Origin of the sequence: Stutzerimonas balearica DSM 6083, from assembly GCF_000818015.1 — a bacterium.
GTDB classification, from domain to species: Bacteria; Pseudomonadota; Gammaproteobacteria; order Pseudomonadales; family Pseudomonadaceae; genus Stutzerimonas; species Stutzerimonas balearica.
Genome location: NZ_CP007511.1, coordinates 2,736,914 through 2,761,390 on the forward strand (window position 1 = coordinate 2,736,914; position 24,477 = coordinate 2,761,390).

A 24,477-nucleotide genomic window follows, 5' to 3' on the forward strand; every position below is an offset into this window, starting at 1 on the left:
CGACTGATGCTTTTCACGGAGACGGCAGTAAATGGCTATTTACACACGGCATCGCCTGGCGGGTGCAATCGCCCTGGCGACCCTCACCGCCACACAGGCCCGGGCTGAACAGGCGCTGGAGTTGCAGCCCACCACGGTAGTGAGCGCCGCAGGCTACGAGCAGAACATCGCCCAGGCGCCGGCCAGTATCTCGGTCATTACCCGTGAGCAGCTGGAGAAGCAGTCGTACAGCAATATCGTCGATGCGGTGAAGAACATTCCCGGCGTCTACGTCACCGGGGGCGGCCAGATGCAGGACATCAGCATCCGCGGCATGACGTCTTCCTACACCCTGTATCTGGTCGATGGCCGACCGATCTCCGCCGGCCGTTCGGTCAATACCAACGGCAGCGACGGCGGCAAGCAGATCGGCCTGCCTCCGCTGTCGATGATCGAGCGCATCGAGGTCATCCGCGGCCCGATGTCCTCGCTGTACGGCTCCGAAGCCATGGGCGGGGTCATCAACATCATCACCCGCAAGGGCGCCAACGAGTGGGGCGGGACCCTTTCCACCGAATACACGCATTCGCTCAACGATCTGCAGGAAGACGAGAGCTATACCAGCCTCTATCTCGCCGGCGCACTGGTTCCCGACCTGCTCGGCCTGCGCCTGAATGGCGGCTTTACCCGCACCCAGGAGGCCGAGTACATCGGCGGGGACGACAGCGCCGCGAGCACGCCGGACGGCAAGCGCAAGCAGGGTGGCGCCGAACTCTTCCTCACCCCCGATGCCAGCAACCGTTTCGCCCTGAGCTACGAGGCGGCGCGGCTGGACGAGAGCGCACATCCGGGCAAGAGCGTCGCCTACAGCCCGACGGCCGTGGCCAGCTCCACCGAGTACGACAAGGACATCTTCGTGCTCAGCCACGAGGGCCATTACGAGAACCTGCAGATCAACACCTACCTGCAGAAGGACATCTCCGAGCGCGTGCAGGAGCTGACGAAGAAGGAAGAAGTCACCACGTTCAACACCCAGGCCAGTTACTTCTGGGGCGAGCACGTCATCACGCTTGGCGGTCGCTACAAGGAAGAGCAACTGACCCGCAAGGACAACGGCCTGCTGAGTTTCCTGCCCGACGCGGTCGGCGAGATGGACCGCTGGATCGCGGCGGTCTACAGCGAGATCGATTGGGGCGTCAGCGATGACCTGCGGGTGACCACCGGGGTCCGCTACGACGATGACGAGTTCTTTGGCGGTCAGGTCTCGCCGCGCATCTATGGCGTCTATACCTTCACTCCCGAACTGACCCTCAAGGGCGGCATCTCTACCGGCTACAAGCAGCCCTCGCTGACCGATGCCACCGAAGGCTTCGGCGGCACCACCGGTGGCGGCGGCTGGCAGGCGATCGCGCCGCACTCGCGGGCGATCAGCATCGGCAACCCCGACCTGCAGCCTGAAACCAGCACCAACTACGAAGTCGGCTTCAACTACACCGACCGGGCGTCCGGCCTGAGCACCAGCGTCATGGCCTTCCATACCCAATACAAGGACAAGATCGCCGAGGACCGCTTCTGCTCGACCGATGCCAGCGGTAACGCCAATCGCAACAACTACGCGGCCTGGTCGTGCAATTACGGTGGCGAGCGCTGGTACTTCCTCAGCACGCGCAAGAACATCTCCGAAGCCATCATCCAGGGCATCGAGTGGACGCTCGACTACGACATCCTGCCGTCGCTGCGCCTGACCTCCAGCTACACCTACACCGAATCCGAGCAGAAGTCCGGCGAGTTCAAGGGCGAGCCGCTGAACAAGCAGCCCAAGCACATGGCCAATGCCCTGCTCGACTGGCAGATCAACAATCGGCTGTCGGCCTGGGTCCAGGGGAACTATCGCAGCGAGACATCGGACTACATCAGCCGCACCAGCATGTCCGAAGGCACGCCCGGCTACGGCTTCGTCGATATCGGCGGCGTCTATCGGCTCACCGAGAGCGTCGACCTGAAGGCCGGGCTGTACAACGTCGCCAACAAGGAAATCACCAACGAGGACTACGAAGTGGTACTCGACGGTCGCCGGCTGGTGGTAGGCGTCAGCGTCGATTTCTGAAGCCCGCAGGCGGTCGCGTCCCTGGCCGTCTGAGCACCGCGTTACCCGTCGCCCGGTCGGCCGCTTGCCCGCCGGGCGACGCTCGTGAAGACCAACTGACGGAAGACCACCCGTGTCTCGATCGACGTTTCTCAGCCGGCCCTGGCTGGACATCGCACTGCGCAGCGCCCTGGCGATCCTCGGCGGCTATGCCTTCACCTATGCCTTCACCGCCGCGCTGGCGAGGCTGCTGCCGCTGCCGCGCTTCGACGCGGTGATGATTGCCACCGAGATCGCCTTCATCGTCTATCTGGCGTACCTGCTATGGAGCTTTGCCGGCGTCAGCCTGCGTCGGCTGGCCCTCGTCACCGCGACAGGTACGCTGGGTCTGGCCCTGATCGGCTTCTGGCCACAGCTACTGGAGCGTCTCGGATGAAAGGCCGGACATTCACCCAGTCGATGTCCTGGCTGCATACCTGGTGCGGGCTGCTGCTCGGCTGGGTGCTCTTCGCCATCTTCCTGACCGGCACGCTGGCGGTGTTCGACAAGGAACTCAATGGCTGGATGCAGCCGGAGCTGCCGAGCCGCGCCGTCGACCCGAGCCTGGCGGCCAACACGGCGCAGCAATGGCTGCAGGCTCGCCACCCCGAGGCCCACGCGTGGAACATAGGCCTGCCCACCGAGCGTACGCCGACGCTGACCGTAGCGGCCGGTGAACAGCGGCGTGGTGGCGGCACCCCGATCGACCCGGTCAGCGGCGAAACGCTCGAGCCAAGACAGACGGTCGGCGGCAACTTCTTCTTCCGCTTCCACTTCACCCTGCACATGCCGCGTACGCTGGGCGTGTGGTTGGTGGGGTTCGCCGCCATGGCGATGCTCGTCGCGTTGATCAGCGGCATCGTCATCCACAAGAAGCTCTTCAAGGAGTTCTTCACCTTTCGCCCCGCCAAGGGCCAGCGCTCCTGGCTCGACGGCCACAATGCCAGCGCCGTCCTGCTGCTGCCGTTTCACCTGATGATCACCTACACCGGGCTGGTGATCTTCTTTCTGATCTACATGCCGGCCGCGCTCCAGGCGCTGTATGACGGCGATCGCAACGCCATGCTGCGCGAGGCCGGCGGCTCGCCTCAGCGCATCGAGGCCGGCGCCCGTGGTGAGCGCCCCACTGCCAGCCGCGCGGCGCCGGCCACCCTGCTGCCGCTGGCCGACTTCGTGGCCAAGGGTGAGGCGCACTACGGTCCGGGCATGCTGGCCGGGCTGCAGGTCAGCCATCCGGGGCGGGCCGACGCGCGGGTCACGGTCAGGCCGATGTTGGGCAGCCGGATCGAGCTGACCAAGGGCGAAGCGCTGGTGTTCGACGGGGTCAGCGGCGCGCTGCTGCAATCCCCGGCCGCCTCGCGCGCCAGCCACCTCACCCAGCGGGTGATGGCCGGCCTGCATTTCGCCCAGTTCGGCGGCTACCCGATGCGCTGGCTGTACTTCCTGTGCGGCCTGGCGAGCTGCGCGATGATCGCCACCGGCCTGGTGCTCTACACGGTCAAACAGCGCAAGCAGGCCAAGGGCTCGCGGCGCTTCCTGGAAATCGTCGAGCGGCTGAACGTGATGACCGTCGCCGGGCTTGGCCTGGCCTGCATCGCGCTGCTCTGGGCCAACCGGCTGCTGCCGGCCGACATGGTCGGGCGCAGCGGCTGGGAGACGCGGGTGTTCTTCGCCGTCGGGCTGGCCAGCCTGCTGCACGCCGCCTTACGCCGGCCGCTCAAGGCATGGCGCGAGCAACTGTTCACCGCGGCGCTGCTCTGCGCGGGCCTGCCGCTGCTGGACTTCGCCACGACCGGCGAACTCGATGGCCGCCGGCTCGGCGTCGACCTGGCCGCCGTCGTGATCGGTGCGCTGCTCGCCTGGGTCGGCTGGAAAACCGTCTCGCGCGCGCCGGCGGCCCAACGGCGGCCACGCTGCGCAGGAGCCCTGACATGAATGCGCCCCACCTGCTGATCGCGCTGAGCCTCGCCTACGCCGGCATGCTGGGCTTGTGCCTGGGCATGCAACGACACTGGAAACAGCTCGCCAGCCCCCGCCTGCCAGCCGCGGCAAGGCGTGCCTGCATGCCATCGGGCCTGCTTCTGCTGGCCGCCTCGGTCTGGTTCGCCGGTCGGCTGTGGCCGGGCGGCATGGCTGTCGTCGCCTGGCTCGCCATGCTCTCGCTAACCGGGCTGGGCCTGCTGCTGTTGCTACCCTACCGGCCACGCCTGGCACTGGCGATGCCGCTGCTCGGTGCTCTTCTGGCCGGCATCAGCGCCATCGGCTGAATACCGTTCTTTTGCCCGACCACAACACTCAAGAACCTTCCTGGCAAGCCGAAAACGCTTTACCGACTCGCCATGGAGTGCTTGTGCATGTTCAACGGACGCCTCAAACAACAACTCGAACAACAGAATGGCGAACTGGCCCTGCTGCGCCAGCTCGGCGACCAGCTCGAGCGCCAGATGCTCTCCCTGCGCCTGGACGCCGACGCGCGCATCTGCGCCTGCAACAACCGCTTCGCCGAGACACTCGGCTATCGCGAAGCACAGCTCATCGGCCGCCCGCTGGCCGAGATCGTTCCGCCCTATGTGAAGCACCTGCCCTGCTTTCATAACTTCCAGGCCGCCATCGCCCGTTTCGACCCCGTCAGCGACGACTACCGCTACCTGCGCGCCGACGGCAGCCTTGCCTGGCTGCGCGTGCACTGGCTGCCGATCCGCGCGGCGTCCGGCGCGCTGGCCTACATCCAGGGGTACGCTAACGACGTCACGGCGCAGATCGAAAAAGCCCGTGAGAGCGAAGCCTTCATCGATGCGCTGATCCTCTCCACGGCGGTCATCCAGTTCAACCTGGACGGCACCGTGATCACCGCCAACGAACAGTTCCTGCAGGCGATGGGCTACCGCCTCGAGCAGATCGTCGGCAAGCACCATCGCCAGTTCTGCACGCCCGACGAAGCCGCCTCGCCGCAATACGAGGCCTTCTGGCAAACGCTCAATCGCGGCGAGTACGTCGCCGACCGCTTCAAGCGCGTGGACAGCCGCGGCCAGGAAGTCTGGCTGGAGGCGACCTACAACCCGGTGCATGACGCCGAGGGCAAGCTGTGCAAGGTCGTCAAGTTCGCCAGCGTGGTGACCGACCAGGTTCATCGCGAAAGCGAGGTGCGCGAGGCGGCGGCGATTGCCTTCGAGGTGTCGCAGCAGACCGACGTCAGCGCCGAGCGCGGCGCCGCCGTGGTGCAGCAGACCATGCACACCATGCACAGGATCGCCGAACGGATGCAGGGCGCCACGGCCAGCATCGACGCGGTCGGCCAGCAATCGCAGTTGATCAGCTCGATCGTGCAGACCATTGGCGGCATCGCCGCGCAGACAAACCTGCTCGCCCTCAACGCCGCAATCGAGGCGGCCCGTGCCGGCGAGCAAGGCCGCGGCTTCGCGGTAGTCGCCGACGAGGTGCGCCAGCTGGCCGGTCGGACCAGCGCGGCCACCGAGGAAATCGTCGAAGTGGTTCAGCAGAACCAGAAGCTCGCCGAGCAGGCCACCGCGCAGATGGCCGCCAGCCGGGAACAGGCCGAGCAGGGTCTGGCGCTGGCCAATCAGGCCGGCGCCGTGATCGTCGAGATCCAGGACGGCGCCAAACAGGTGGTCAGCGCCGTCGGCCGCTTCGCCAACGAACTGCACTGACAGCCTTCGCACGTGCCCGTCGCAGCGGGCACGAACGGTCGCTGCAAAAAACCGCCGAGCCATTACAATGCGCGGTTTCGTTCCGACCGGTCCCCGCCCATGTCACTGCCCAAGCATCACCTCGAACTGCTCGCCCCGGCCCGCGATGTCAACATCGCCCGCGAGGCCATTCTGCACGGGGCCGATGCGGTGTATATCGGCGGGCCGAGCTTCGGCGCCCGGCACAACGCCGAGAACAGCGTGGCGGAGATCGCCGAGCTGGTGGCCTTCGCCCATCGCTTTCATGTGCGGGTATTCGTCACCCTCAACACCATCCTTCACGACGACGAACTCGAAGCGGCACGCGCACTGATCCAGCAGCTATACGACGCCGGCGTCGATGCCCTGATCGTGCAGGACATGGGCATCCTCGAACTGGACATCCCGCCGATCGAGCTGCACGCCAGCACCCAGACCGACATTCGCACGCTCGAGCGCGCGCGCTTTCTCGACCAGGCCGGCTTCTCCCAGCTGGTGCTGGCGCGCGAGCTGAACCTCGCCGAGATCCGCGGCATCGCCGATGCCACCGATGCGGCCATCGAGTTCTTCATCCACGGCGCGCTCTGCGTGGCCTTCTCCGGGCAGTGCTACATCAGCCACGCGCAGACCGGGCGCAGCGCCAACCGCGGCGACTGCTCGCAGGCCTGCCGCCTGCCCTACACGCTCAAGGACGACCAGGGCCGCGTGGTCGCCTTCGAGAAGCACCTCCTGTCGATGAAGGACAACAACCAGAGCGCCAACCTGCGCCAGCTGGTCGAGGCCGGCGTGCGCTCGTTCAAGATCGAGGGGCGCTACAAGGACGTCAGCTACGTCAAGAACATTACCGCCTACTACCGGCAGCGCCTGGATGAGATCCTTGCCGACCGCCCGGACCTGGCCCGCGCCTCCAGCGGCCGCACCGAGCACTTCTTCGTGCCGGACCCGGAGCGCACCTTCCACCGCGGCAGCACCGATTACTTCGTCACCGAGCGCAAGGTCGACATCGGCGCGTTCGACTCGCCGACCTTTACCGGGCTGGCGGTCGGCGAGGTACTCAAGGTCGGCAAGCGTGACCTCCAGGTACGCACCCGCGAGCCGCTGTCCAACGGCGACGGCCTGAACGTGCTGGTCAAGCGCGAGGTACTCGGCTTTCGTGCCAGCGTGGTGGAACCGCGCGGCGAGCAGGAAGAAGACGGCGAGCGCTGGCTGCATTACCGCGTCGAGCCGAACGACGGGCTGCCTGAAGGCCTGCATCGCCTGCGCCCGCATCACCCGCTGAACCGCAACCTGGACCACAACTGGCAGCAGGCGCTGCTCAGGCCCTCGGCCGAGCGCCGCATCGGCCTCGCCTGGCAGGCCAGCCTGCGCCGCGACGGCCTGCAGCTGACCGCCACCAGTGAGGAAGGCGCCGTGGCCTCGGTGCGTCTGGATGGCCCCTTCGCCCCGGCGAACAAGCCCGAACAGGCGCGCGCCAGCCTGCAGGACCTGCTCAGCCAGCTGGGCACCACGCTCTACCATGCCGAGTCCGTCGAACTGGACGCGCCGGAGCTGTTTTTCATCCCCAATTCCCAGCTCAAGGCGCTGCGCCGCGAAGCCATCGAAGCGCTCGACGAGGCCCGCGCCGCCCTGCGCCCGCGCGCCGCGCGCAAGGCCGAGAGCGTGCCGCCGCCGGTGTATCCCGAGGCGCACCTGTCGTTCCTGGCCAACGTCTACAACCACAAGGCGCGCGCGTTCTACCACCGCCACGGCGTGCAGCTGATCGATGCGGCCTACGAGGCCCACGAAGAGACCGGCGAGGTGCCGGTGATGATCACCAAGCACTGCCTGCGCTTCTCCTTCAACCTCTGCCCGAAACAGGCCAAGGGCGTGACTGGCGTGCGCACCAAGGTGGCGCCGATGCAGCTGGTCCACGGTGACGAGGTGCTGACCCTGAAGTTCGACTGCAAGCCCTGCGAGATGCACGTGGTCGGCAAGATCAAGAGCCATATTCTCGGCCTGCCGCAACCCGGCTCGGCCGCCAGCGTGGTTGGCCAGATCACGCCGGAAGAGCTGCTCAAGACCATCCGCAGCAAGCCGGCGCACTGACCCGCGGCCCCGCCGCAGGCCGATGCCAGAGGACCGAGCGCCTGCAGGCTCGGTCCTGGCTCATCGCAGCCGGCTCGCTTCAGGTCCTGAAGCGCAGCGCCATCTGGTTGAGATCGGTTGCCAGCCTGGCCAGCTCATCGCTGGCAACCGCCGTCTGGTCGGCCCCCGCCGCCGACTGAATCGACAGGTCCCGAATGGTCATCAGGCTGCGATCCACCTCGCGGGCCACTTGCGCCTGCTGTTCCGCCGCAGCCGCGATCATGACGGTGCGCTCGTTGATGATCGCCACCGAGGCCGCGATGTTGTCGAGCATGGCCCCGGCTTCGCGAGCCACGCCGAGGGTTCTGTCGGCCTCCTGCGTGCTCAGCGCCGTCGCTTTCACAACGCTGTCGGTGCCCGACTGGATCGCGGCAATCATCTGCTCGATTTCCTGGGTCGATTGCCCGGTACGGTGCGCCAGCGCCCGCACCTCGTCGGCGACCACGGCGAAGCCACGCCCCTGATCGCCGGCACGGGCTGCCTCGATAGCCGCGTTCAGCGCCAGCAGATTGGTCTGTTCGGCGATGGTGCGTATCACGTCGAGCACCTTGCTGATGTCGCGCGCCTGGCCGGCGAGCCCCTGGACGAACCCGCCCGTCTCGCCGATGCGCGCCGACAGGCTATCGATTGCGTTGACCGTGTCGTTGACGTGGCGGCGCCCGGCCTCGGCGGCGGCCGTCGAGTCCCGCACGCTGTCCGACGTCGAGGCCGAATTGCTGGCGACCTCTTCGATGGCCGCGGTCATCTGATTGACCGCCGTCGCGGCGAGCTCGACCTGCTCGTTCTGCCGCTGTAACCCGCGTTTGCCTTCGTGGGCCACACTGGTCATCTCTTCGGTGGCCGTGGCCAGCTGCGTCGAGGAGTGGCCGATGTGCTTGAGCGTCGCGCGAAGGGTCGCCTGCATCGTGGCCAGCGCCGACAACAGGCGGGCCGGCTCGTCTCTACCGTCAACCTCGACCGATTGGCTCAGGTCCGATCCGGCGATGCGTTCGGCCACTCGCAGCGCCTGCCCGAGCGGCTGGGTGATGCTGCGCGTGAAGCCGATCGCCAGGCCCACCGTAGCGACGACGGCAACCGCCATTACCCCGAGCAGCACCCAGAGGCTGCGCGAATAGACTGAGCCGGCAGACAGTCTGGAGGCCTTGGCGCCCTCGTCGTTATAGGCCGTCAGGGCCGCCAGTGCCTCGTTGATATCGCTGCCCTGCTGGCGCATGCCGCCGTTGAACAACGCGATCGCCGCGGGCGCATCGCTACCCGAAAGAAACGTGAGCAGCTGTTCGAGCGACTGTTCGTAGCCATGGACGGCGGTTTGGACTTGGCCCACGAGCCGCCGCTCCTGTTCGTCGATCAACGGCGATGCCAGGTAGCTGCTGACCCGCTGTTCGATCTGCGAACGACGCTCGCCGATATCGCGCCGGGCATCGGCTGCCGACTCATCGGCCGAGGGGATGAGTGATCGCGCCACCATCAGGCGCAACTCCAGTACATCGCTCCGAAGCCCACCGGAATCGCGGACGCCGGCCAGCCAGTTGGTTTCCATGACCTGCTCCGTTTCCCGCAGGGCCTGCACCTGGACCAGCGAAAAACACCCAACAAACAGCAACAGCAAGGCGATGGCCGAGAAGCTGAGCGCTGCTCGGGCAGACACGTTCATTGAGCGAAACATGGGAGGCACCCTGAGGGTAGGCTTCGGACAGGATTGTTCCGAAATTGATACAGAGTGTTTCACCAAGCGGCGAGGCTGTACAAGATTCGTCCAGCGATATCAGCGCAATATCAGACCAAAGCAGTAGGCCGTTTTTCCGGGCCGAAAGCGGGAGCCGAGTTCGTCCGGATTGCCCCGGCGAGCACCCGGAGCAGGCATGCGGACATCTTGCGGTCCGTTGCGTACCGGTCTCGAGGCGAGGCTCGCAGGCGCACCCTGCGAGGAACCATCGGCAGGCTCGCCGCCACCAACACTCAGCACAGACGATCGGAGGCGTGCCGGCTCGCCGGGCTTCTGGCCCGCTCGCCTGTAGCACGCGCAATTCAACAAGGTGAAACCATGACCCAGATACTCATAGCGGCGTTCGACCGGTACACCGAAGCAGAGCAAGTCAAAGCCGAGCTGGTGAGCCAGGGTATTTCGCCGGACGACATCCAGCTCTCGGCATCCTTCAACCCCGAGAACATCGCCAGCAGCCGCGTCGAGGTCGTCGGTGAAGAGCCGGATGCCGATGCCGGTGTCGTCGACAGGATGGGCAGTTTCTTTCGCCGGGTATTCGGCGACGACGCACCTGCCCATGCCGGGCGTTACCCGGAAGCTGCGCGGCGGGGGTCGACGGTGGTGACGGTATCGCTGAGCGACGAGGGACCGGTCTCCATGGTCGAGCAGGTCATGGAGCGTCACGGCGCCATCGACATAGACGAGCGCAGCGCCAGCTGGGCGGATGGCGATGCGACGCCGGTGACGGCCAGCACCGAAACGCTGACCAGCGGTTACCCGGATGCCACCTCCATCGGCGTGGACGCGCGCGAACTGGACGGCAGCAGCACGCCGGAGCGCGGCCAGGCGCAGGGCAGCATTCCCGGCCGCGCCGAGAACGCCCGGGCAGCGCGGCGCGACAACACGGCCGGCCGGGTGCGCATCATTCCGCGTTGACTCGAACAGACAGCAGCGCCTGCAGGGTCAAGGCATTGGCCACGGCGGCGCCGCTGGCGGTGTTGTCGAAGATGCACCAGCAGGGGATACCCGCCTGCCGGCACTGGCGCAGCTCGCCCGCCAGCCGTGCGAGCCAGTCAGGCGAATAGGCAGAGTGGTAAATGCGTGGCGAGCCGTGCAGGCGGTAGTAGCGCAAGCCCGACCAGCCAGCAGGCTGGTCGCCGCCAGGAATCGGCGATGGGTCGGCAGCGACCCGCGCCAGCTGCCAGTGTCGCAACAAGGGCTCGGCGTCCAGCCAGCTGGCATGCCGCGCTTCCAGCGCCAGAGCGCCGTCGTAGCGCGCCCGCAACTGGCCGAGGAAATCGTCGGCCAAGGCTTGCTCGAACGCCAGCGAAGGCGGCAACTGCAGCAACAGGCAACCCAGCCGCCCTCCCAGCTCGGCGATTTCGTCGAGAAAGCGCTGCAGTTCGCCTTCACAGTCGCGCAGACGCCGCTCATGGCTGATCAGCCGAGGCAACTTGACGCTGAACGTGAAGCCTTCCGGTACGGCTGCCGCCCATCTCCGGTAGGTCGTCGGACGATGCGGGCGATAGAACGACGAATTGATCTCCACCGCTGAAAACCGCCCGGCGTAGCGTTGCAGGTGTGTTCCTTCGCTCGGAAACTCGGGCCACGCTGCCCGTGGCAGGCTCCAGCCGGCGCAACCGAGGCGGATGCCCTCATTCGCGCTCATTGCCCCTCCGGTTCGACTGTGCCAGCGCGAGGCCGGCCAGGTGTTTTAGACTTGCGCGCTGTCTGACGTCCTCAGCGGCCATTGTCATGAAGCAGCAACCCGTTACGCCCTTCCAGATCCTGATCCTGGTGCTTTCCGTCTATGTGATCGGCGCGCTGGTGGCCGACCTTCTGTTCGAACTGCCAGAAGACGTTTCGACGCTGCTTGGTTATCTGGACAACATCGTCTGCTTCTTTTTCTTCCTCGACTTCTGGATGCGCCTGCAACAGGCCGAGGACAAATTGCGTTTCATGCGCTGGGGCTGGATCGACCTGCTGGCCAGCGTACCGGCCGCGGGCCTGCAGGCGGCCAAGCTGTTCCGCGTCCTGCAGATTCTGCGCGTGCTGCGGGCGATCAAGTCGATGCGCCTGATCTGGCGGATCCTGTTCCGCAACCGCGCCGAAGGCATCGTCGCCTCGGCCGCTACCGCAACCATGCTGCTGGTGGCGTTCGGTGCACTGACCATGCTGCTGGTGGAGGCGCCCAATCCGCAGAGCTCGATCAACACGCCGGAGGAAGCTCTGTGGTGGGCCTTTGTCACGGTGACCACGGTCGGCTACGGCGACTTCTACCCGGTCACGACCCTGGGGAGGATCGTTGCGGTGCTGCTGATGATTTCGGGCGTCGGGTTGTTCGGCAGCTTCGCGGCCTACATCGGCTCGCTGTTCGTCGCCGACAAGAACGAGCAGGACGACCGCGACCAACAGGCCGATCGTGAAACGCTGCAACGGCTGCTGCTGCAAATGGAAAGCCTGACCGAGGAAGTGCGCAGCCTGAAACGGCAGCTACAGGACCAGGGTCACGGTGCCGCCGATGAGGCAGAGCCACCGCGCTCGGTGCCTTAGCGCCCGGCCGGTACGGACAGGCGCGACCGCGCGCACTGAGCGATCTGCTGCGCTGCGGGTCGAAACACAACACTGATCAGTAAAGGTGTCGATCATGGCCAAGGCCGGGGGCAAGCCGTACAAATCCGTCAGGCTCGAGCGTCTTGCGCGCTTCATCGAGTGGGCCAGCGCGCGCCATCCGGATTTCGTCGCGAAGAAGCACCATCAGGAAAAGTGGTACATGCCCTACATCGGCTACCCGATGCCGGGCCTGGGGCGCGCGGCAAAAGCCTTCTGGCTGGGCCTGCACGCCGAGGCGGTGGACGCGCTGATGGCCGAACCCGACGCGGACGAACTGCTCGACCGCGTCGTCGCCCGCGACCTCGGCGAAATCGCCTGCGACGTCGACGTGTTCGGGACCACCAAGACCTTCACCCTGGGCTCGCCGGCACACCTGCTGGAGCCCGAATGGGCCCTGCGCCTGGAAGACAGCCCCCGGCGCGGCGACTTCCCCGGCACGCTGCAGCGGGCCGTGCAGAGCCATGTGCGGAGCCGCCTGCAACTGCTCGAAAGGCCCTTCGCCGAGATGGACGAGGACAGCCGCCAGCGCTGCCTGGCGCGGGTCCGCCCGGAAGTCGAGCGGCTCGACGAATTCCTCGCGCGGGCCATCGAGATCGTCAACGAGACCCGTCATGAGCTGCGCTATGTCGTCGAGTTGCGCCAGGGCGATCTGCGCCTGGAAATCCAGCGGCGTGTGCCCCGCCACGATCAGCTCCTGAGCGACGCCGAAGTGGCCCGCTACAAGGCCGACGACCGCCAGATGCTGGAGGAAAAGTTCGCCCTGATGCGCGAGCACGCCGGCGACTTCGACCTCCTGCAACTGGGCCACAAGCGGCTGATCGAACTGCTCCAGCTGGAGCCGCGCAAACTGCGCCGCGCCATTACCCTCGCTCGCCGTGAGCACGCCGAGCGCATGGCCTTTGCCGTGCTGCTGGAGAACGACCCGCGCTTCGCCCACTACCACGAGCTGTACCCGGCGCGCCGGCTGACCCGCCAGTGGGTCGCCTACCTGGGGCCGACCAACAGCGGCAAGACCCATCGCTCGATCGAGGCGATGACGGCGGTCAGGCACGGCATCTACCTCTCGCCGCTGCGGCTGATGGCGCTGGAGAATCAGGAGCGCCTGGAAGCCATGGGCGTGCCCTGCTCGCTGGTCACCGGCGAGGAGCAGATCATCCGCGAAGGTGCGACGCACTTCTGCTGCACGGTGGAGGAGTTCGCCCGCTTTCGCGGCCAGCACTGGGACGCGGTGGTGGTCGACGAAGTGCAGATGCTTGCCGACGGCCAGCGCGGCTGGGCCTGGGTCGATGCGCTGGTCAGCGCCTATACGCCACGCCTGCTGATGACCGGCCCGGCGTTGATCGAACCCTCGCTGCGTACGCTCTGCGCGTTGTGTGGCGATCAGCTGAAGATCGAGCGCACCCGACGCCTTTCGCCGGTGGAGGTCGCACGCCGGGCCACCACACTCAACGGCCTCGAGCCGGGCTCGATGCTGGTGGCCTTCAGCCGCAAGACCGTGCTCGAACTCAAGGGCATGCTCGAAACCACCGGCAAGCGCGTCTCGGTGGTCTACGGCGCGCTGTCGCCAGAGGTGCGCCGCGAGCAGGCACGGCGCTTCCGCGAGGGCGAGGCGGACCTGATGGTCGCCACCGACGCGGTGGGCATGGGCCTGAATCTCCCGGCGCACACCCTGTGCTTCTATACCGAGGAGAAGTTCGACGGCATCCAGAACCGCCAGCTCAACGTCCAGGAGGTCAAGCAGATCGGCGGGCGTGCCGGTCGTTTCGGCCATCACGACGAAGGCACCATCACCGCGCTCGATCCGCAGACGCTGCGCGCGATCCGCCAGCTGTTTCACAGCCCGGACCGCCCGGTGAGCCTCGCGCAGTTTCAGGTTCGTCCGTCCATCGAACACCTCTCGGCAATTTCCGAGCAGATGAACGAGCCGTCGCTGCTGCGTGCCTGGCTGACGTTCAACCGCAACATCAACTACGGCGCCGAGTTCGTCTCGGTGCTGCCCGACGAGCTGGCCGAGTGGATCGGCCTGATCGACGATCCGAAAATCCCCCTCTGGCTGCGCTGGATCTTCGCCTGCACGCCGATTCGCGGCGGGCTCGAGGGGCCGGCCGCGCATGCCGCGCAGCAGTGGCTCAAGCGGGTCGCCGCAGGCCGCTCGGTCGAGTTGCCGCGCCTGCTGCTGCGCAACGACCTGAGCTCCCTGGAGACTTCGCTGCACGTGGTCGAAACCTACCTGCACCTGGCGCGCACGCTGCCAGACCGGTTTGCGCAGGTCGAGCAGGCCGAAGAACAGCGCACCCTGCTCAACCAGGCGATCACCCGCGAACTGTCGCGCCAGCGGCGGCCGCGCCACGCCAAGCAGCGCACGGGCGGCCCACTGCGGCGCGAGCGCCAGGCCCGACGCTGACGAGAGGCGTATACTGCTGGCCCTCTGCAGTTTCCTGTCGCGGAGGTCTCGTGCCCATCCACTATGTGCGCCGCCTTACCGATCGCCGTCGCTCCCGGCGGAGCAATCGCCAGCTCGGCCTGTACCTGGCATTCGTCGCCGGTGCCGCCAACGCCGGCGGGTTCATGGCGGTGCAGCAATACACGTCGCACATGACCGGCATCGTTTCGACGATGGCCGACGCCCTGGCGCTCGGGCGCTACCAGCTGGTGCTGGCCGGCCTGGGCGCGCTGCTGTCCTTTGTGCTCGGGGCGATGTGCTCGACGCTGATGATCAACTTCGCCCGTCGGCGCCGGCTGCACAGCGTCTATGCCGCGCCGCTGGCTGTCGAGGCCTGGCTGCTGCTGGCCTTTGGTGTGCTTGGCGCGCGCCTGATGGAGGTGCCGGGCTTCTTCGTGCCGCTGACCGTGATGCTGCTGAGTTTCATGATGGGCCTGCAGAACGCCATGGTGACCAAGCTTTCCAACGCCGAGGTACGTACCACCCATGTCACCGGCATGATCACCGACATCGGTATCGAGCTGGGCAAGCTGCTCTATGTCAACCGCTCGCGGCGCGAAGACCTGCCTCGGGTGCGCGCCAACCGGGAGCGCCTGCTGATCAACAGCCTGCTGGTGGGCTGCTTCTTCGGGGGCGGTGTCGTCGGTGCGCTGGGCTTCAAGCTGATCGGCTTCCTTTTCACCGTACCGCTGGCGGCCGTGCTGCTGGCGCTGGCGACGGTGCCACTGTCCGACGACCTGCTGCTCGGCTGGCGGCTGTGGCGGCGTCGGCACTGAGCCGGGCAAGAACGCTCGCCGCACACCTCGGTGCCGGACAATCGCTCAGCCATTTGGTTCCGACGGATGGCAGGAAAATGTTCGATTTTTTACTTTGACAGCGCCTTTCTTTGCCTCTAAGTTTTCGTTTCCGAACAATTCCGAACGAACCGCAGTGCTCGGAATAAAACAAAAACAACTGAACGAGGCCTCGCGCATGAGTACGCCCATCGTCCCTACGCTCAAGGGACAATGCATCGCCGAATTTCTCGGCACTGCCCTTCTCATCTTCTTCGGTACCGGCTGCGTCGCCGCGCTCAAGCTCGGCGGTGCCGATCTGGGCCTGTGGGAGATCAGCATCATCTGGGGTATCGGTGTATCGATGGCGGTCTATCTGGCTGCCGGCGTCTCCGGTGCCCATCTGAACCCGGCAGTGACCATCGCCCTGTGGCTGTTCGGCACTTTCGAGCGCCACCGGGTGCCGGCCTACATCCTGGCGCAGCTGGCCGGCGCCTTCTGCGCCGCGGCGCTTGTCTACGGGCTGTACAGCAGCCTGTTTTTCGATTTCGAACAGAGCCATCAGATGATCCGCGGCAGCACGGAGAGCCTGGCGCTGGCCTCGATCTTCTCCACCTATCCGCACGCTTCGCTGTCGTTCGGCCAGGCGTTTCTCGTGGAAATGGTGATCACCGCGATTCTGCTGGCGATGATCATGGCCATCACCGACGACGGCAACGGCCTGCCACGGGGGCCGCTGGCACCGCTGCTGATCGGCTTGCTGATTGCCGTCATCGGCGGCTCGATGGGACCACTGACCGGCTTTGCGATGAATCCGGCGCGTGACCTGGGACCCAAGCTGATGACCTTTCTGGCCGGCTGGGGCGAGGTCGCCCTCACCGGCGGGCGCAGCGTGCCGTATTTTCTGGTGCCGGTGTTCGCCCCGATTCTCGGTGCCTGCCTCGGCGCCGCCGGCTACAAGGCACTGATCTGCCGGCACCTGCCCGGAGTCGGCTCAGCCGCCTGCGCAGTGCCGGCCGCCCGAGAAAACACCCCGACCGAAATCAATTCCGCGCAACCCGAAGTCAGCAAAGCCCGCTGAGGAACGTCGCCATGAGCAACTCGAACAAGCAATACGTCGTAGCCCTCGACCAGGGCACCACCAGCTCCCGCGCCATCGTGCTGGACCGCAACGCCAACGTGGTGACCATCGCCCAGCGCGAGTTCGCGCAGATCTACCCGCAGCCGAGCTGGGTCGAGCACGACCCGATGGAAATCTGGGCGACCCAGAGCGGCGTGTTCGTCGAAGCCCTGGCCCAGGCCGGCATCAGCAACGAGCAGGTGGCGGCCATCGGCATCACCAACCAGCGTGAGACCGCCATCGTCTGGGACAAGGTCAGCGGCCGGCCGATCTACAACGCCATCGTCTGGCAGAGCCGCCAGAGCACGCCGATCTGCGACCAGCTCAAGCGCGACGGCATGAACGATCACATCCGCAAGACCACCGGCCTGGTGATCGACCCCTATTTCTCCGGCACCAAGATCAAGTGGATTCTCGACCACGTCGAGGGCAGCCGTGAGCGCGCCCGCCGCGGCGAACTGCTGTTCGGCACCGTCGACTGCTGGCTGATCTGGAAGATGACCCAGGGCAAGGCCCACGTCACCGACTACACCAACGCCTCGCGCACCATGCTGTTCGACATCCACAAGCTGGACTGGGATCCGGTGATGCTCGAAGCGCTGGATATCCCGCGCGAGATGCTGCCGGAGGTGCGTTCCTCCTCGGAAATTTACGGCCACGCCTACATCGGTTCCGGCCAGAGCACCGGCATTCCCATCGCCGGTATCGCCGGGGATCAGCAGGCCGCGCTGTTCGGCCAGATGTGCGTCGAGCCTGGGCAGGCCAAGAACACCTACGGCACCGGCTGCTTTCTGCTGATGAACACCGGGACCAAGGCAGTGCAATCCGAACATGGCCTGCTCACCACCATCGCCTGCGGGCCACGTGGCGAAGTGAATTACGCGCTGGAAGGCGCCATCTTCAATGGCGGCTCCACCGTGCAGTGGCTGCGTGACGAGCTGAAGGTACTCAACGAATCGCTGGACTCGGAGTACTTCGCCACCAAGGTGCCGGACAGCAACGGCATCTACCTGGTGCCGGCGTTTACCGGTCTTGGCGCGCCCTACTGGGATCCGCGCGCCCGCGGCGCACTGTTCGGCCTGACCCGTGGGGTCAAGGTTGACCATCTGATCCGTGCGGCGCTGGAGTCCATCGCCTACCAGACCCGCGACGTGCTCGATGCCATGCAGCAGGACGCCGGCGAGCGGCTGCGCGCCCTGCGCGTGGACGGCGGCGCGGTGGCCAACAACTTCCTCATGCAGTTCCAGGCCGACCTGCTCGGCACCCAGGTCGAGCGCCCGCAAATGAAGGAAACCACCGCCCTCGGCGCAGCCTACCTGGCCGGACTGGCGACAGGCTTCTGGAGCGATCTCGACGAGCTGCGCAGCAAGAGCAGCATCGAGCGGGTGTTCGAACCGGCGTGTGGCAGCGAACAGCGCGAAGCGCTCTATCGCGGCTGGCAGAAGGCGGTCGAGCGCACCCGCAACTGGGCCGAGGACTGAGCGGACGCGCCCACGCCTGCCGGCGACCGGCTCGCTGGCAGGCGCGGTCATGCGCGAATCCGAACAGGCTACGCTTTAACCGAACGCCAGACTCCGGCATGCTTCCCGCCAAACAGCGAACAAGGAAGCCCCATGAGCCTGGCGCCCCGGCAGCAGAACATCCTCGAACTCGTGCGCGAACGCGGCTATGTGAGCATCGACGAACTGGCCCGGCACTTCACCGTGACCCCGCAGACCATCCGCCGCGACATCAACCAGCTCGGCGAAGCCGGCCTGCTGCGGCGCTACCACGGCGGCGCGGCCTACGACTCCAGCGTGCAGAACACTGCCTACAACCAGCGCGCGCACCAGATGCGCGATGAAAAGCAGCGCATCGCCGCCGCCATGGCCGCGCGCATCCCCGATCAGGCTTCGCTGTTCATCAATATCGGCACCACTACCGAGGCCATCGCCCGCGCCCTGCTCAACCATCGCGACCTGAAGATCATCACCAACGACCTGCACGTGGCGAGCATCCTCAGCACCAAGGAAGATTTCGATGTGCTGATCGCCGGCGGCAACGTGCGCAGCGACGGCGGCGTGGTGGGCCAGGCCACCGCGGATTTCATCAGCCAGTTCAAGGTCGATTTCGCGCTGATCGGCATCAGCGGTATCGACGAGGACGGCACCCTGCTCGACTTCGATTACCAGGAAGTCCGCGTCTCCCAGGCGATCATCCATAACGCACGCAAGGTGTTTCTGGCAGCGGACTCCAGCAAGTTCGGCCGTAGCGCCATGACGCGCCTGGGCTCGCTGGAACAGATCGACTGCCTGTTCACCGACACGCCGCCATCCGATGTATTCGTCGAGCTGCTGGCCCGACACAAGGTACAGCTAGAGGTCGCCGAGTAGACGGCGCAATTTTTAACGGGCAGCCGCGCCGCGTTTTCAAATATTTTCCCTTTTATCGAATTCGAACATTTTTTCCCTTTCGCGCGGATTCTTTTGCGAATAGCATGTTCAAAACCGAACATGATCTTTCGCATTCGAGGAGGAACCCGTGCCCCATCTCCCCCAACCCGTCTCCGAGCTCTATGACGTCGCCGTAATCGGCGGCGGAATCAACGGCGTCGGCATTGCTGCCGACGCGGCCGGTCGTGGGCTTTCGGTGTTTCTTTGCGAACGCGATGACCTGGCCAGCCATACCTCTTCGGCCAGCAGCAAGCTGATCCACGGTGGCCTGCGCTACCTGGAGCACTATGAGTTTCGTCTCGTCCGAGAGGCGCTGGCAGAGCGCGAGGTGCTGCTGAACAAGGCGCCACACATCGTCAAGCCGATGCGCTTCGTGCTGCCGCACCGGCCGCACCTCCGCCCGGCCTGGATGATCCGCGCCGGGCTGTTCCTTTACGATCACCTCGGCACACGCAAGCGACTGCCCGCCTCGCGCAGCCTGCGCTTCGGTCAGGACAGCGCGCTGAAGCCGACGATCAGCCGAGGGTTCGAATATTCCGATTGCTGGGTTGACGATGCACGGCTGGTGGTGCTCAACGCCATGGCTGCACGCGAGCACGGCGCGCATATCCACACCCGCACGCAATGCCTGAGCGCCAGGCGGGCGGGAGGCATCTGGCATGTCGAGCTGCAGCGCGCCGACGGCAGCCGTTTCGCCCTACGCGCCAAGGCGCTGGTCAATGCGGCCGGCCCATGGGTCGCACAGTTCATCGGCGAAAACCTGAAGCAGCGCTCGCCCTATGGCATACGCCTGATCCAGGGCAGCCACATCATCGTTCCGCGCCTGTTCGAAGGTGAACAGGCCTACATTCTGCAGAACGAAGATCGCCGCATCGTGTTCACGATTCCCTATCTGGATCGCTACACCATGATCGGCACCACCGACCGCGAGTACCGGGGCGACCCGGCGCAGGTCAGCATCAGCGAAGAGGAGATCGCCTACCTGCTGGCCATTTCCAACGCGCATTTCCGCAAGCAGCTGGCAGCGCAGGACATCCTGCACACCTTTGCCGGCGTCAGGCCGCTGTGCGATGACGAATCGGACAACCCTTCGGCGGTAACCCGCGACTACACCCTGTCGCTCTCGGCTGACCCAGGCCAGGCTCCCTTGCTTTCGGTGTTCGGCGGCAAGCTGACCACCTACCGCAAGCTGGCCGAGTCCGCGCTCGCGCAGCTCAAGCCGTTCTTTACGCAGATGGGCGACAGCTGGACTGCATCGTCGCCATTGCCCGGCGCGGAGAGCTTCGGCTCGATCAGCGAGCTGGCTGCGCGGCTCACCGAGCGAGTCGTCGACATCACGCCAGAGCTGGCCCACCGCTGGGCCACGACCTACGGCAGTCGCGTCTGGCACATGCTGGGCGACGCGCGTTCACGCAGCGAGCTGGGTGAAGAACTTGGCCACGGCCTGTACCGGGCCGAAGTGGATTACCTGCTCGCCGAGGAATGGGCCACACAGGCCGAGGACATCCTCTGGCGGCGCACCAAGCTCGGCCTGGTCTGCAGCCCCGAGCAGGTCGCACAGCTGCAGCGTTACCTGGCCGATCATCCGCTGCTGCAACCCGGACGCAGCAGCGACGCCGCCTGAGCGGTCAATCGCGGGTTGCATCGAGTTGCCGGTTGATCCGCGCCAGGCTGGCCGCGATGCGCTGCTCGACGCGCTGTAACTGCTCGTCCTGTTTCAGCAAGGGTACGCAGAGGTTCAGGGCCGTCAGCACCAGCAGCTTGTCGCCAGTCGCGTTGGGGAACTGCCGCTGGCTCTCGGCCAGGTGCTGCTGCAGGAGCGCGGCAGCATCCTGCAGCAGCGCTTCCTGGCTGGGCGGGGCGCGGAAGGAGTACTCGCGGCCGAATACCTTCAGCACCTGCACCCCATCGGCACTCATGCCGCTGAGCTACTGGCGGCACGGTCCAGCAGGGCCTGCAGGCGTGCCAGGGTGGCGCCCTGGCGGTCTTCCTGCTCCAGTGCGGCGAGCTGCAGGTTGTCGTTCTCCTCGCGGGCCTGCTGCAGCTGCTGTTCGAGCAACGTGCAATGTTCGCTGAGCTGCTGGTTGCGCTGCAGCAGGTCATCGATAACGGTTTCGAGTTGCGCCAGGGTGGCTTCGAGCATGGGAAAGGTTTCCAGGTCGGCTTGAAAAAGCGCGCGAGAGTACCCGAAACGATGATTGCCAGGGGCCTTCATTACGCCTTCAACGCTCACGGCGGCGGCCATCGCCAAGGGAAGACGTTTGCGGTAGCCTCGGCGGCCTATTCGCAGAGGAGTATTCCCATGGCACGCGCTACCGCCCGCCACATCCTGGTTTCCACCGAAGCCAAGTGCAATGAACTGAAAACCGCCATCGAAGGCGGTGCCGACTTCGCCGAGCTGGCCCGTCAGCACTCCACCTGTCCGTCCGGCCGTGACGGCGGCAATCTGGGTTCCTTTGGCCCGGGGCAGATGGTCCGCGAGTTCGATACCGTGGTATTCAGCGCGCCGCTCAATCAGGTGCAAGGCCCGGTGAAGACGCAGTTCGGCTATCACCTGCTGGAAGTCACCAGCCGCCAGGACTGAACGCGAAAAGGCCCGGTTTCCCGGGCCTTTCTATGTAGCGCTCAGCGCGGTTCGCCGGCTCTGTCACGGTTCTCGTGCAGGAGCACATTGAGTTCATCGACCACCGGCTCCCAGGCGTCGTCGCTCGCCAGCGCCTCACGCAGCATCTGCGCCTGGCCGGGGCTCCAGAACGATGCCTCGGTGAGCTTGACGTCGTCGGGCAGTGGGTAGTGTTCGGCGATGAACGCGTCGATTCCCGCCTGATCGGAAGGCAGGCCGAGCTGCTCGAAAAGCAGTTCGAGGGTTTTGCTTACCGGTTCCATAGAAGTCTCCTTTCGAATCGAAGCGGCATTACCGTGGCGTTGCACAATAGAGAGCCGCCAACCCGCTGCGGTTCCACGATCAACCGAGCGACAGCCCGATCGCGACCAGCAATGGCGTCGTCACGCTGATCGCCACGTTCAAGCCCATCGCCGGCAGCAAAGCACGCTCGCGGCAGGGCTCGCCGCGGAGCAGCCAGCCAGCGCGCACAGCCAGCGGCAGGGTCGCACAACCCAGCAGCACCGCCATGGGTGCGACGCCTGCCATTACCACCGCCACCAGCAGCAGATAGGTGGCGAACCACTGCAGCCAGAGCAGTCGCACACAGCGGGCGCAACCGAGGACCATGGGCAATGTGCGCCGGCCAACCCGCCGGTCCGCCTCGATGTCTGGAAACTGGTTGAGCAACAGCAGGTTGTTGCACAGCGCAAAAGGCACCAGCGAAAGCGCCAACCCGGTGCCATCGACCCTGCCTGCCAGCGCCAACTGCGTTCCGAGCACCATCAGCGGTCCGAAGCCCAGGCCAGGCGCCACCAGGCACAACCAAGGCCGTCTCGTTACCCAAGGAGTATAGGCAACGACCAGCAACAGCCCGAGCAATCCTAGCGGCCCCAGGCGCAGGGCCAGGGTCGGATCGCGCCAGAGAAGCCAGGCGCCGCTGGCAGCGCAAAGCGCCAGGCTGCCGATGCCCAGCCAGAGCGCCACGGGTGCGAGCCCCGGCTGTGCAGGAAGTGTCCCGCTGCCGCCGCTGAACGCCGTGCGTCGAGTCTGTTGATCCAGCCCGCTACGAAAATCGGCATATTCGTTCAGCGCATTCACCGCCGCATGCGCGGCGATTGCGCCGATCAGTACCGCCAGCACGTCCCACAACGCGATCTGGCTGCCGACCTGCCGTATGGCCAGCGCGACGCCCAACGCCACACAGGTGACGGCTTGCAGCAGAAAGCGAAACCGGATCACGCCCAGTCCGGCCAGAAATTCCGGCATTTGCCTGGCTCCCACGAAGATGGCCCCGCCATGGTGGAACGGTCCGTCGCCAGGCCCGTTGACTCAGGTCAGCACGGCGCAGCCGAGCGCTTTGCCTGATTCGGCGGTCCAACGCGAAGCCATTCACCGCAAGAGGGTCTTGCCATGGGACTGTTCGACCGCATCAAAGAGAAACTGGGCCTTGGTGGCGTTTCCAACGAAGCACACAAGCCGACCAGCACCGCGCCCACCAGCGCCTCGACCAGCAATGAACAAGGCGCGACGCTGACTACCAATCGGCCATCCGCCACCGATAATGCGACCCTGGCACCGGGCCAGGACCTTAACGCGGCCCCCGCCCACCTGTCCCAGGTGGACGTAGCAGCCAAGCTCGATTCGATGGCTGCCAGTCATGCCGAAAAGCTCAACTGGCGGACATCGATCGTCGACCTGATGAAGCTGCTCGGCCTGGACAGCAGCCTGGAATCGCGCCGCGAGCTGGCCGTCGAGCTGGGCTGCCCGGCCGAGAAAATGAGCGACTCGGCGCAGATGAACATGTGGTTGCACCGTGAAGTACTCAAGCGGGTCGCCGATCACGGCGGTAGCGTTCCGCCCGAACTGCTGCACTAGAAATGCAAAGGGCCGCCTCACGGCGGCCCTCATTACCGGCTACTTGCTAGCGCTCAGGCCAGGCGGGCCTGCTCATCGGCGAGGAAGTCCTCCTCCAGCAGAGCATCGCTCGCCGCGCTGGAACCCAGCGGCTGCGCGGCGACTGCATTGCGCTTCGCACGCGCCTTGCCGAACTGATGGCCGAGGGCCTTGTCGAGCTTTTCCATGGCGCCGTCGATGGCCAGTTCCAGCGACTCGGCCTTGTGGGTCACCGAAACCGGCTGCAGCCCCTTGGGCCGCGCCTCCATCTGGCAGCGCTTGTCCTGGGCGCCAGCCTTGTCTCCGTTCTCATCACTCAGATGCACGACGATCCGCGTCAGATCGTCGTCGTAGCGCTCCAGTCTGCTGGCGACACTGGCACTCACCCAGTCTGCAAGCCGGGCACTGCCGTCGATATGGTTATCGCTGTGAACCTGGATTTGCATAAGTCGTCCTTACCTTGGCTTGTGGACACGGCCACCGTCGTCGAGTGGCCTGGCACCAGCTATGCCACCGTCCGGCCCGATGCGCAATGGGCAAAATCGCGCAGCGGCTGCCGGAGCACGAACAGGTTCGGCGCAGGGTGCAGCCCGCTAGCAGCGGTTCGTAGCCGTTGCGATGCCGTTCGCAACGCCAACGCCCGAGACAACAAACTGTAAGAAAATGCGGGCCGCGCGATCGGCGGCCCGGGAAGGTCGTTTGCAGACGGTCTCAGGCCGCCTGCGAAAACAGCGCATGCCCGTGATCGAGCGCCTGATCGACCAGCCAGCGCCCGTGTGCCAGCGACAGCCGCTGGGCGATCTGCAGTTCGCTGACGAAGCCGTGACTACCCGAAACCGGCAAGCGCCGAGTGGTATGTCCGGCGGGATCGGTGATCCGACAGCCCAGGGCCCAGGGAGTAGGAGCCCCCGGGTACTCCATGACGTCGGCGACGATGGTGTGGTCGCGGTAGGTGCATTGCATGGTGCTCATGGTCGTT

At 65.8% G+C, this 24,477-nt stretch carries 24 protein-coding genes; 16 read left to right on the forward strand and 8 right to left on the reverse strand.

Features of this window, described 5'->3' with window-relative positions; genetic code table 11:
- Nucleotides 1-31: 31 nt before the first annotated feature.
- The 6 genes from CL52_RS12425 to CL52_RS12450 all read left to right on the forward strand — a co-directional run bounded on the left by CL52_RS12425 (nt 32) and on the right by CL52_RS12450 (nt 7,875).
- Entirely contained in the window at nt 32-2,086 is a 2,055-nt protein-coding gene (locus CL52_RS12425; protein WP_043220970.1) for a TonB-dependent receptor domain-containing protein, read from the forward strand.
- Between the two features lie 112 nt (nt 2,087-2,198).
- On the forward strand, nt 2,199-2,501 hold the full coding sequence (locus CL52_RS12430) for a hypothetical protein (RefSeq protein ID WP_052264566.1): 303 nt from the start codon (nt 2,199-2,201) through the stop codon (nt 2,499-2,501).
- Nucleotides 2,498-4,039: a PepSY-associated TM helix domain-containing protein gene (locus CL52_RS12435; protein ID WP_043220973.1), complete on the forward strand. Its 1,542-nt coding sequence runs from the start codon at nt 2,498-2,500 to the stop codon at nt 4,037-4,039. Before CL52_RS12430 ends, CL52_RS12435 begins: the two co-directional genes overlap by 4 nt.
- Nucleotides 4,036-4,371: a DUF3325 domain-containing protein gene (locus tag CL52_RS12440; protein ID WP_052264567.1), complete on the forward strand. Its 336-nt coding sequence runs from the start codon at nt 4,036-4,038 to the stop codon at nt 4,369-4,371. The genes CL52_RS12435 and CL52_RS12440 overlap by 4 nt, the downstream gene beginning before the upstream one ends.
- Before the next feature lie 87 nt (nt 4,372-4,458).
- Nucleotides 4,459-5,772, forward strand: coding sequence for a methyl-accepting chemotaxis protein (locus CL52_RS21660; protein ID WP_043220975.1), 1,314 nt, complete (start codon nt 4,459-4,461; stop codon nt 5,770-5,772).
- A gap of 99 nt (nt 5,773-5,871) precedes the next feature.
- The gene (locus CL52_RS12450; protein ID WP_043220979.1) at nt 5,872-7,875 is read left to right on the forward strand and encodes a peptidase U32 family protein; all 2,004 of its coding nucleotides are present in this window, start codon (nt 5,872-5,874) and stop codon (nt 7,873-7,875) included.
- 79 nt (nt 7,876-7,954) lie between these two features.
- Here CL52_RS12450 and CL52_RS12455 read toward each other — a convergent pair whose 3' ends face one another.
- Nucleotides 7,955-9,580, reverse strand: coding sequence for a methyl-accepting chemotaxis protein (locus CL52_RS12455; RefSeq protein ID WP_043220981.1), 1,626 nt, complete (start codon nt 9,578-9,580; stop codon nt 7,955-7,957).
- A 378-nt stretch (nt 9,581-9,958) separates the two neighbouring features.
- On the opposite strand from CL52_RS12455, the gene CL52_RS12460 reads away from it, so the two are divergent.
- Complete coding sequence (locus tag CL52_RS12460) at nt 9,959-10,555, forward strand: hypothetical protein (RefSeq protein WP_043220983.1); 597 nt, start codon at nt 9,959-9,961, stop codon at nt 10,553-10,555.
- On the opposite strand, the gene CL52_RS12465 is transcribed toward CL52_RS12460, so the two are convergent.
- Nucleotides 10,542-11,288 carry a DUF72 domain-containing protein gene (locus CL52_RS12465; protein ID WP_043220986.1) on the reverse strand — a complete coding sequence of 249 codons (747 nt, stop codon included), beginning with the start codon at nt 11,286-11,288 and terminating at the stop codon, nt 10,542-10,544. The two genes, CL52_RS12460 and CL52_RS12465, sit on opposite strands and share 14 nt — an antisense overlap.
- 86 nt (nt 11,289-11,374) lie before the next feature.
- On the opposite strand from CL52_RS12465, the gene CL52_RS12470 reads away from it, so the two are divergent.
- The 7 genes from CL52_RS12470 (at nt 11,375) to glpD (ending at nt 20,624) form a co-directional block, all read left to right on the forward strand.
- A complete protein-coding gene (locus CL52_RS12470) occupies nt 11,375-12,172 on the forward strand; it encodes an ion transporter (RefSeq protein ID WP_041106518.1) in 798 nt (265 codons plus the stop codon).
- Nucleotides 12,173-12,266: 94 nt separating this feature from the next.
- Nucleotides 12,267-14,636, forward strand: a complete 2,370-nt coding sequence (locus tag CL52_RS12475) for a helicase-related protein (RefSeq protein ID WP_043220989.1) — start codon at nt 12,267-12,269, stop codon at nt 14,634-14,636.
- Nucleotides 14,637-14,686: 50 nt separating this feature from the next.
- Nucleotides 14,687-15,451: a YoaK family protein gene (locus CL52_RS12480; RefSeq protein ID WP_043220991.1), complete on the forward strand. Its 765-nt coding sequence runs from the start codon at nt 14,687-14,689 to the stop codon at nt 15,449-15,451.
- 196 nt (nt 15,452-15,647) lie between these two features.
- Entirely contained in the window at nt 15,648-16,529 is an 882-nt protein-coding gene (locus tag CL52_RS12485) for an MIP/aquaporin family protein (protein ID WP_041106524.1), read from the forward strand.
- Between the two features lie 11 nt (nt 16,530-16,540).
- Complete coding sequence (gene glpK, locus CL52_RS12490; RefSeq protein WP_043220993.1) at nt 16,541-18,049, forward strand: glycerol kinase GlpK; 1,509 nt, start codon at nt 16,541-16,543, stop codon at nt 18,047-18,049.
- 132 nt (nt 18,050-18,181) lie between these two features.
- Nucleotides 18,182-18,940 carry a DeoR family transcriptional regulator gene (locus tag CL52_RS12495; protein WP_043220995.1) on the forward strand — a complete coding sequence of 253 codons (759 nt, stop codon included), beginning with the start codon at nt 18,182-18,184 and terminating at the stop codon, nt 18,938-18,940.
- Between the two features lie 148 nt (nt 18,941-19,088).
- Complete coding sequence (gene glpD, locus CL52_RS12500; protein WP_043220998.1) at nt 19,089-20,624, forward strand: glycerol-3-phosphate dehydrogenase; 1,536 nt, start codon at nt 19,089-19,091, stop codon at nt 20,622-20,624.
- 4 nt (nt 20,625-20,628) lie between these two features.
- Here the strand turns inward: glpD and CL52_RS12505 are convergent, their stop codons facing one another.
- Both CL52_RS12505 and CL52_RS12510 read right to left on the reverse strand, forming a co-directional pair.
- A complete protein-coding gene (locus CL52_RS12505) occupies nt 20,629-20,919 on the reverse strand; it encodes a cell division protein ZapA (protein WP_043221000.1) in 291 nt (96 codons plus the stop codon).
- Complete coding sequence (locus CL52_RS12510) at nt 20,916-21,143, reverse strand: hypothetical protein (RefSeq protein WP_041106614.1); 228 nt, start codon at nt 21,141-21,143, stop codon at nt 20,916-20,918. Before CL52_RS12510 ends, CL52_RS12505 begins: the two co-directional genes overlap by 4 nt.
- 159 nt (nt 21,144-21,302) lie before the next feature.
- Here CL52_RS12510 and CL52_RS12515 point away from each other — a divergent pair, with 159 nt between their 5' ends.
- Entirely contained in the window at nt 21,303-21,584 is a 282-nt protein-coding gene (locus CL52_RS12515; protein ID WP_041106536.1) for a peptidylprolyl isomerase, read from the forward strand.
- A 41-nt stretch (nt 21,585-21,625) separates the two neighbouring features.
- Here CL52_RS12515 and CL52_RS12520 read toward each other — a convergent pair whose 3' ends face one another.
- Both CL52_RS12520 and CL52_RS12525 read right to left on the reverse strand, forming a co-directional pair.
- Entirely contained in the window at nt 21,626-21,886 is a 261-nt protein-coding gene (locus tag CL52_RS12520) for a DUF2789 domain-containing protein (protein WP_041106538.1), read from the reverse strand.
- A 79-nt stretch (nt 21,887-21,965) separates the two neighbouring features.
- Nucleotides 21,966-22,871, reverse strand: coding sequence for a prenyltransferase (locus tag CL52_RS12525; protein WP_043221003.1), 906 nt, complete (start codon nt 22,869-22,871; stop codon nt 21,966-21,968).
- Nucleotides 22,872-23,015: 144 nt separating this feature from the next.
- Here CL52_RS12525 and CL52_RS12530 point away from each other — a divergent pair, with 144 nt between their 5' ends.
- The gene (locus CL52_RS12530; RefSeq protein ID WP_041104548.1) at nt 23,016-23,480 is read left to right on the forward strand and encodes a DUF3597 domain-containing protein; all 465 of its coding nucleotides are present in this window, start codon (nt 23,016-23,018) and stop codon (nt 23,478-23,480) included.
- 53 nt (nt 23,481-23,533) lie between these two features.
- Here CL52_RS12530 and CL52_RS12535 read toward each other — a convergent pair whose 3' ends face one another.
- A complete protein-coding gene (locus CL52_RS12535) occupies nt 23,534-23,944 on the reverse strand; it encodes an HPF/RaiA family ribosome-associated protein (protein WP_041104546.1) in 411 nt (136 codons plus the stop codon).
- Between the two features lie 265 nt (nt 23,945-24,209).
- Entirely contained in the window at nt 24,210-24,470 is a 261-nt protein-coding gene (locus CL52_RS12540) for a hypothetical protein (RefSeq protein WP_041104545.1), read from the reverse strand.
- Nucleotides 24,471-24,477 lie beyond the last annotated feature (7 nt).

Coding starts and splice junctions, on each gene's coding strand:
- CL52_RS12525 (WP_043221003.1), bottom strand. CDS start 22,871: ATGCCGGAATTTCTGGCCGGACTGGGCGTGATCCGGTTTCGCTTTCTG.
- CL52_RS12540 (WP_041104545.1), bottom strand. CDS start 24,470: ATGAGCACCATGCAATGCACCTACCGCGACCACACCATCGTCGCCGAC.
- CL52_RS12520 (WP_041106538.1), bottom strand. CDS start 21,886: ATGGAACCGGTAAGCAAAACCCTCGAACTGCTTTTCGAGCAGCTCGGC.
- CL52_RS12485 (WP_041106524.1), top strand. CDS start 15,648: ATGAGTACGCCCATCGTCCCTACGCTCAAGGGACAATGCATCGCCGAA.
- CL52_RS12530 (WP_041104548.1), top strand. CDS start 23,016: ATGGGACTGTTCGACCGCATCAAAGAGAAACTGGGCCTTGGTGGCGTT.
- CL52_RS12435 (WP_043220973.1), top strand. CDS start 2,498: ATGAAAGGCCGGACATTCACCCAGTCGATGTCCTGGCTGCATACCTGG.
- CL52_RS12425 (WP_043220970.1), top strand. CDS start 32: ATGGCTATTTACACACGGCATCGCCTGGCGGGTGCAATCGCCCTGGCG.
- CL52_RS12465 (WP_043220986.1), bottom strand. CDS start 11,288: ATGAGCGCGAATGAGGGCATCCGCCTCGGTTGCGCCGGCTGGAGCCTG.
- glpK (WP_043220993.1), top strand. CDS start 16,541: ATGAGCAACTCGAACAAGCAATACGTCGTAGCCCTCGACCAGGGCACC.
- CL52_RS12510 (WP_041106614.1), bottom strand. CDS start 21,143: ATGCTCGAAGCCACCCTGGCGCAACTCGAAACCGTTATCGATGACCTG.
- CL52_RS12450 (WP_043220979.1), top strand. CDS start 5,872: ATGTCACTGCCCAAGCATCACCTCGAACTGCTCGCCCCGGCCCGCGAT.
- CL52_RS12440 (WP_052264567.1), top strand. CDS start 4,036: ATGAATGCGCCCCACCTGCTGATCGCGCTGAGCCTCGCCTACGCCGGC.
- CL52_RS12515 (WP_041106536.1), top strand. CDS start 21,303: ATGGCACGCGCTACCGCCCGCCACATCCTGGTTTCCACCGAAGCCAAG.
- CL52_RS21660 (WP_043220975.1), top strand. CDS start 4,459: ATGTTCAACGGACGCCTCAAACAACAACTCGAACAACAGAATGGCGAA.
- CL52_RS12455 (WP_043220981.1), bottom strand. CDS start 9,580: ATGTTTCGCTCAATGAACGTGTCTGCCCGAGCAGCGCTCAGCTTCTCG.
- CL52_RS12535 (WP_041104546.1), bottom strand. CDS start 23,944: ATGCAAATCCAGGTTCACAGCGATAACCATATCGACGGCAGTGCCCGG.
- CL52_RS12505 (WP_043221000.1), bottom strand. CDS start 20,919: ATGAGTGCCGATGGGGTGCAGGTGCTGAAGGTATTCGGCCGCGAGTAC.
- CL52_RS12470 (WP_041106518.1), top strand. CDS start 11,375: ATGAAGCAGCAACCCGTTACGCCCTTCCAGATCCTGATCCTGGTGCTT.
- CL52_RS12495 (WP_043220995.1), top strand. CDS start 18,182: ATGAGCCTGGCGCCCCGGCAGCAGAACATCCTCGAACTCGTGCGCGAA.
- CL52_RS12475 (WP_043220989.1), top strand. CDS start 12,267: ATGGCCAAGGCCGGGGGCAAGCCGTACAAATCCGTCAGGCTCGAGCGT.
- CL52_RS12460 (WP_043220983.1), top strand. CDS start 9,959: ATGACCCAGATACTCATAGCGGCGTTCGACCGGTACACCGAAGCAGAG.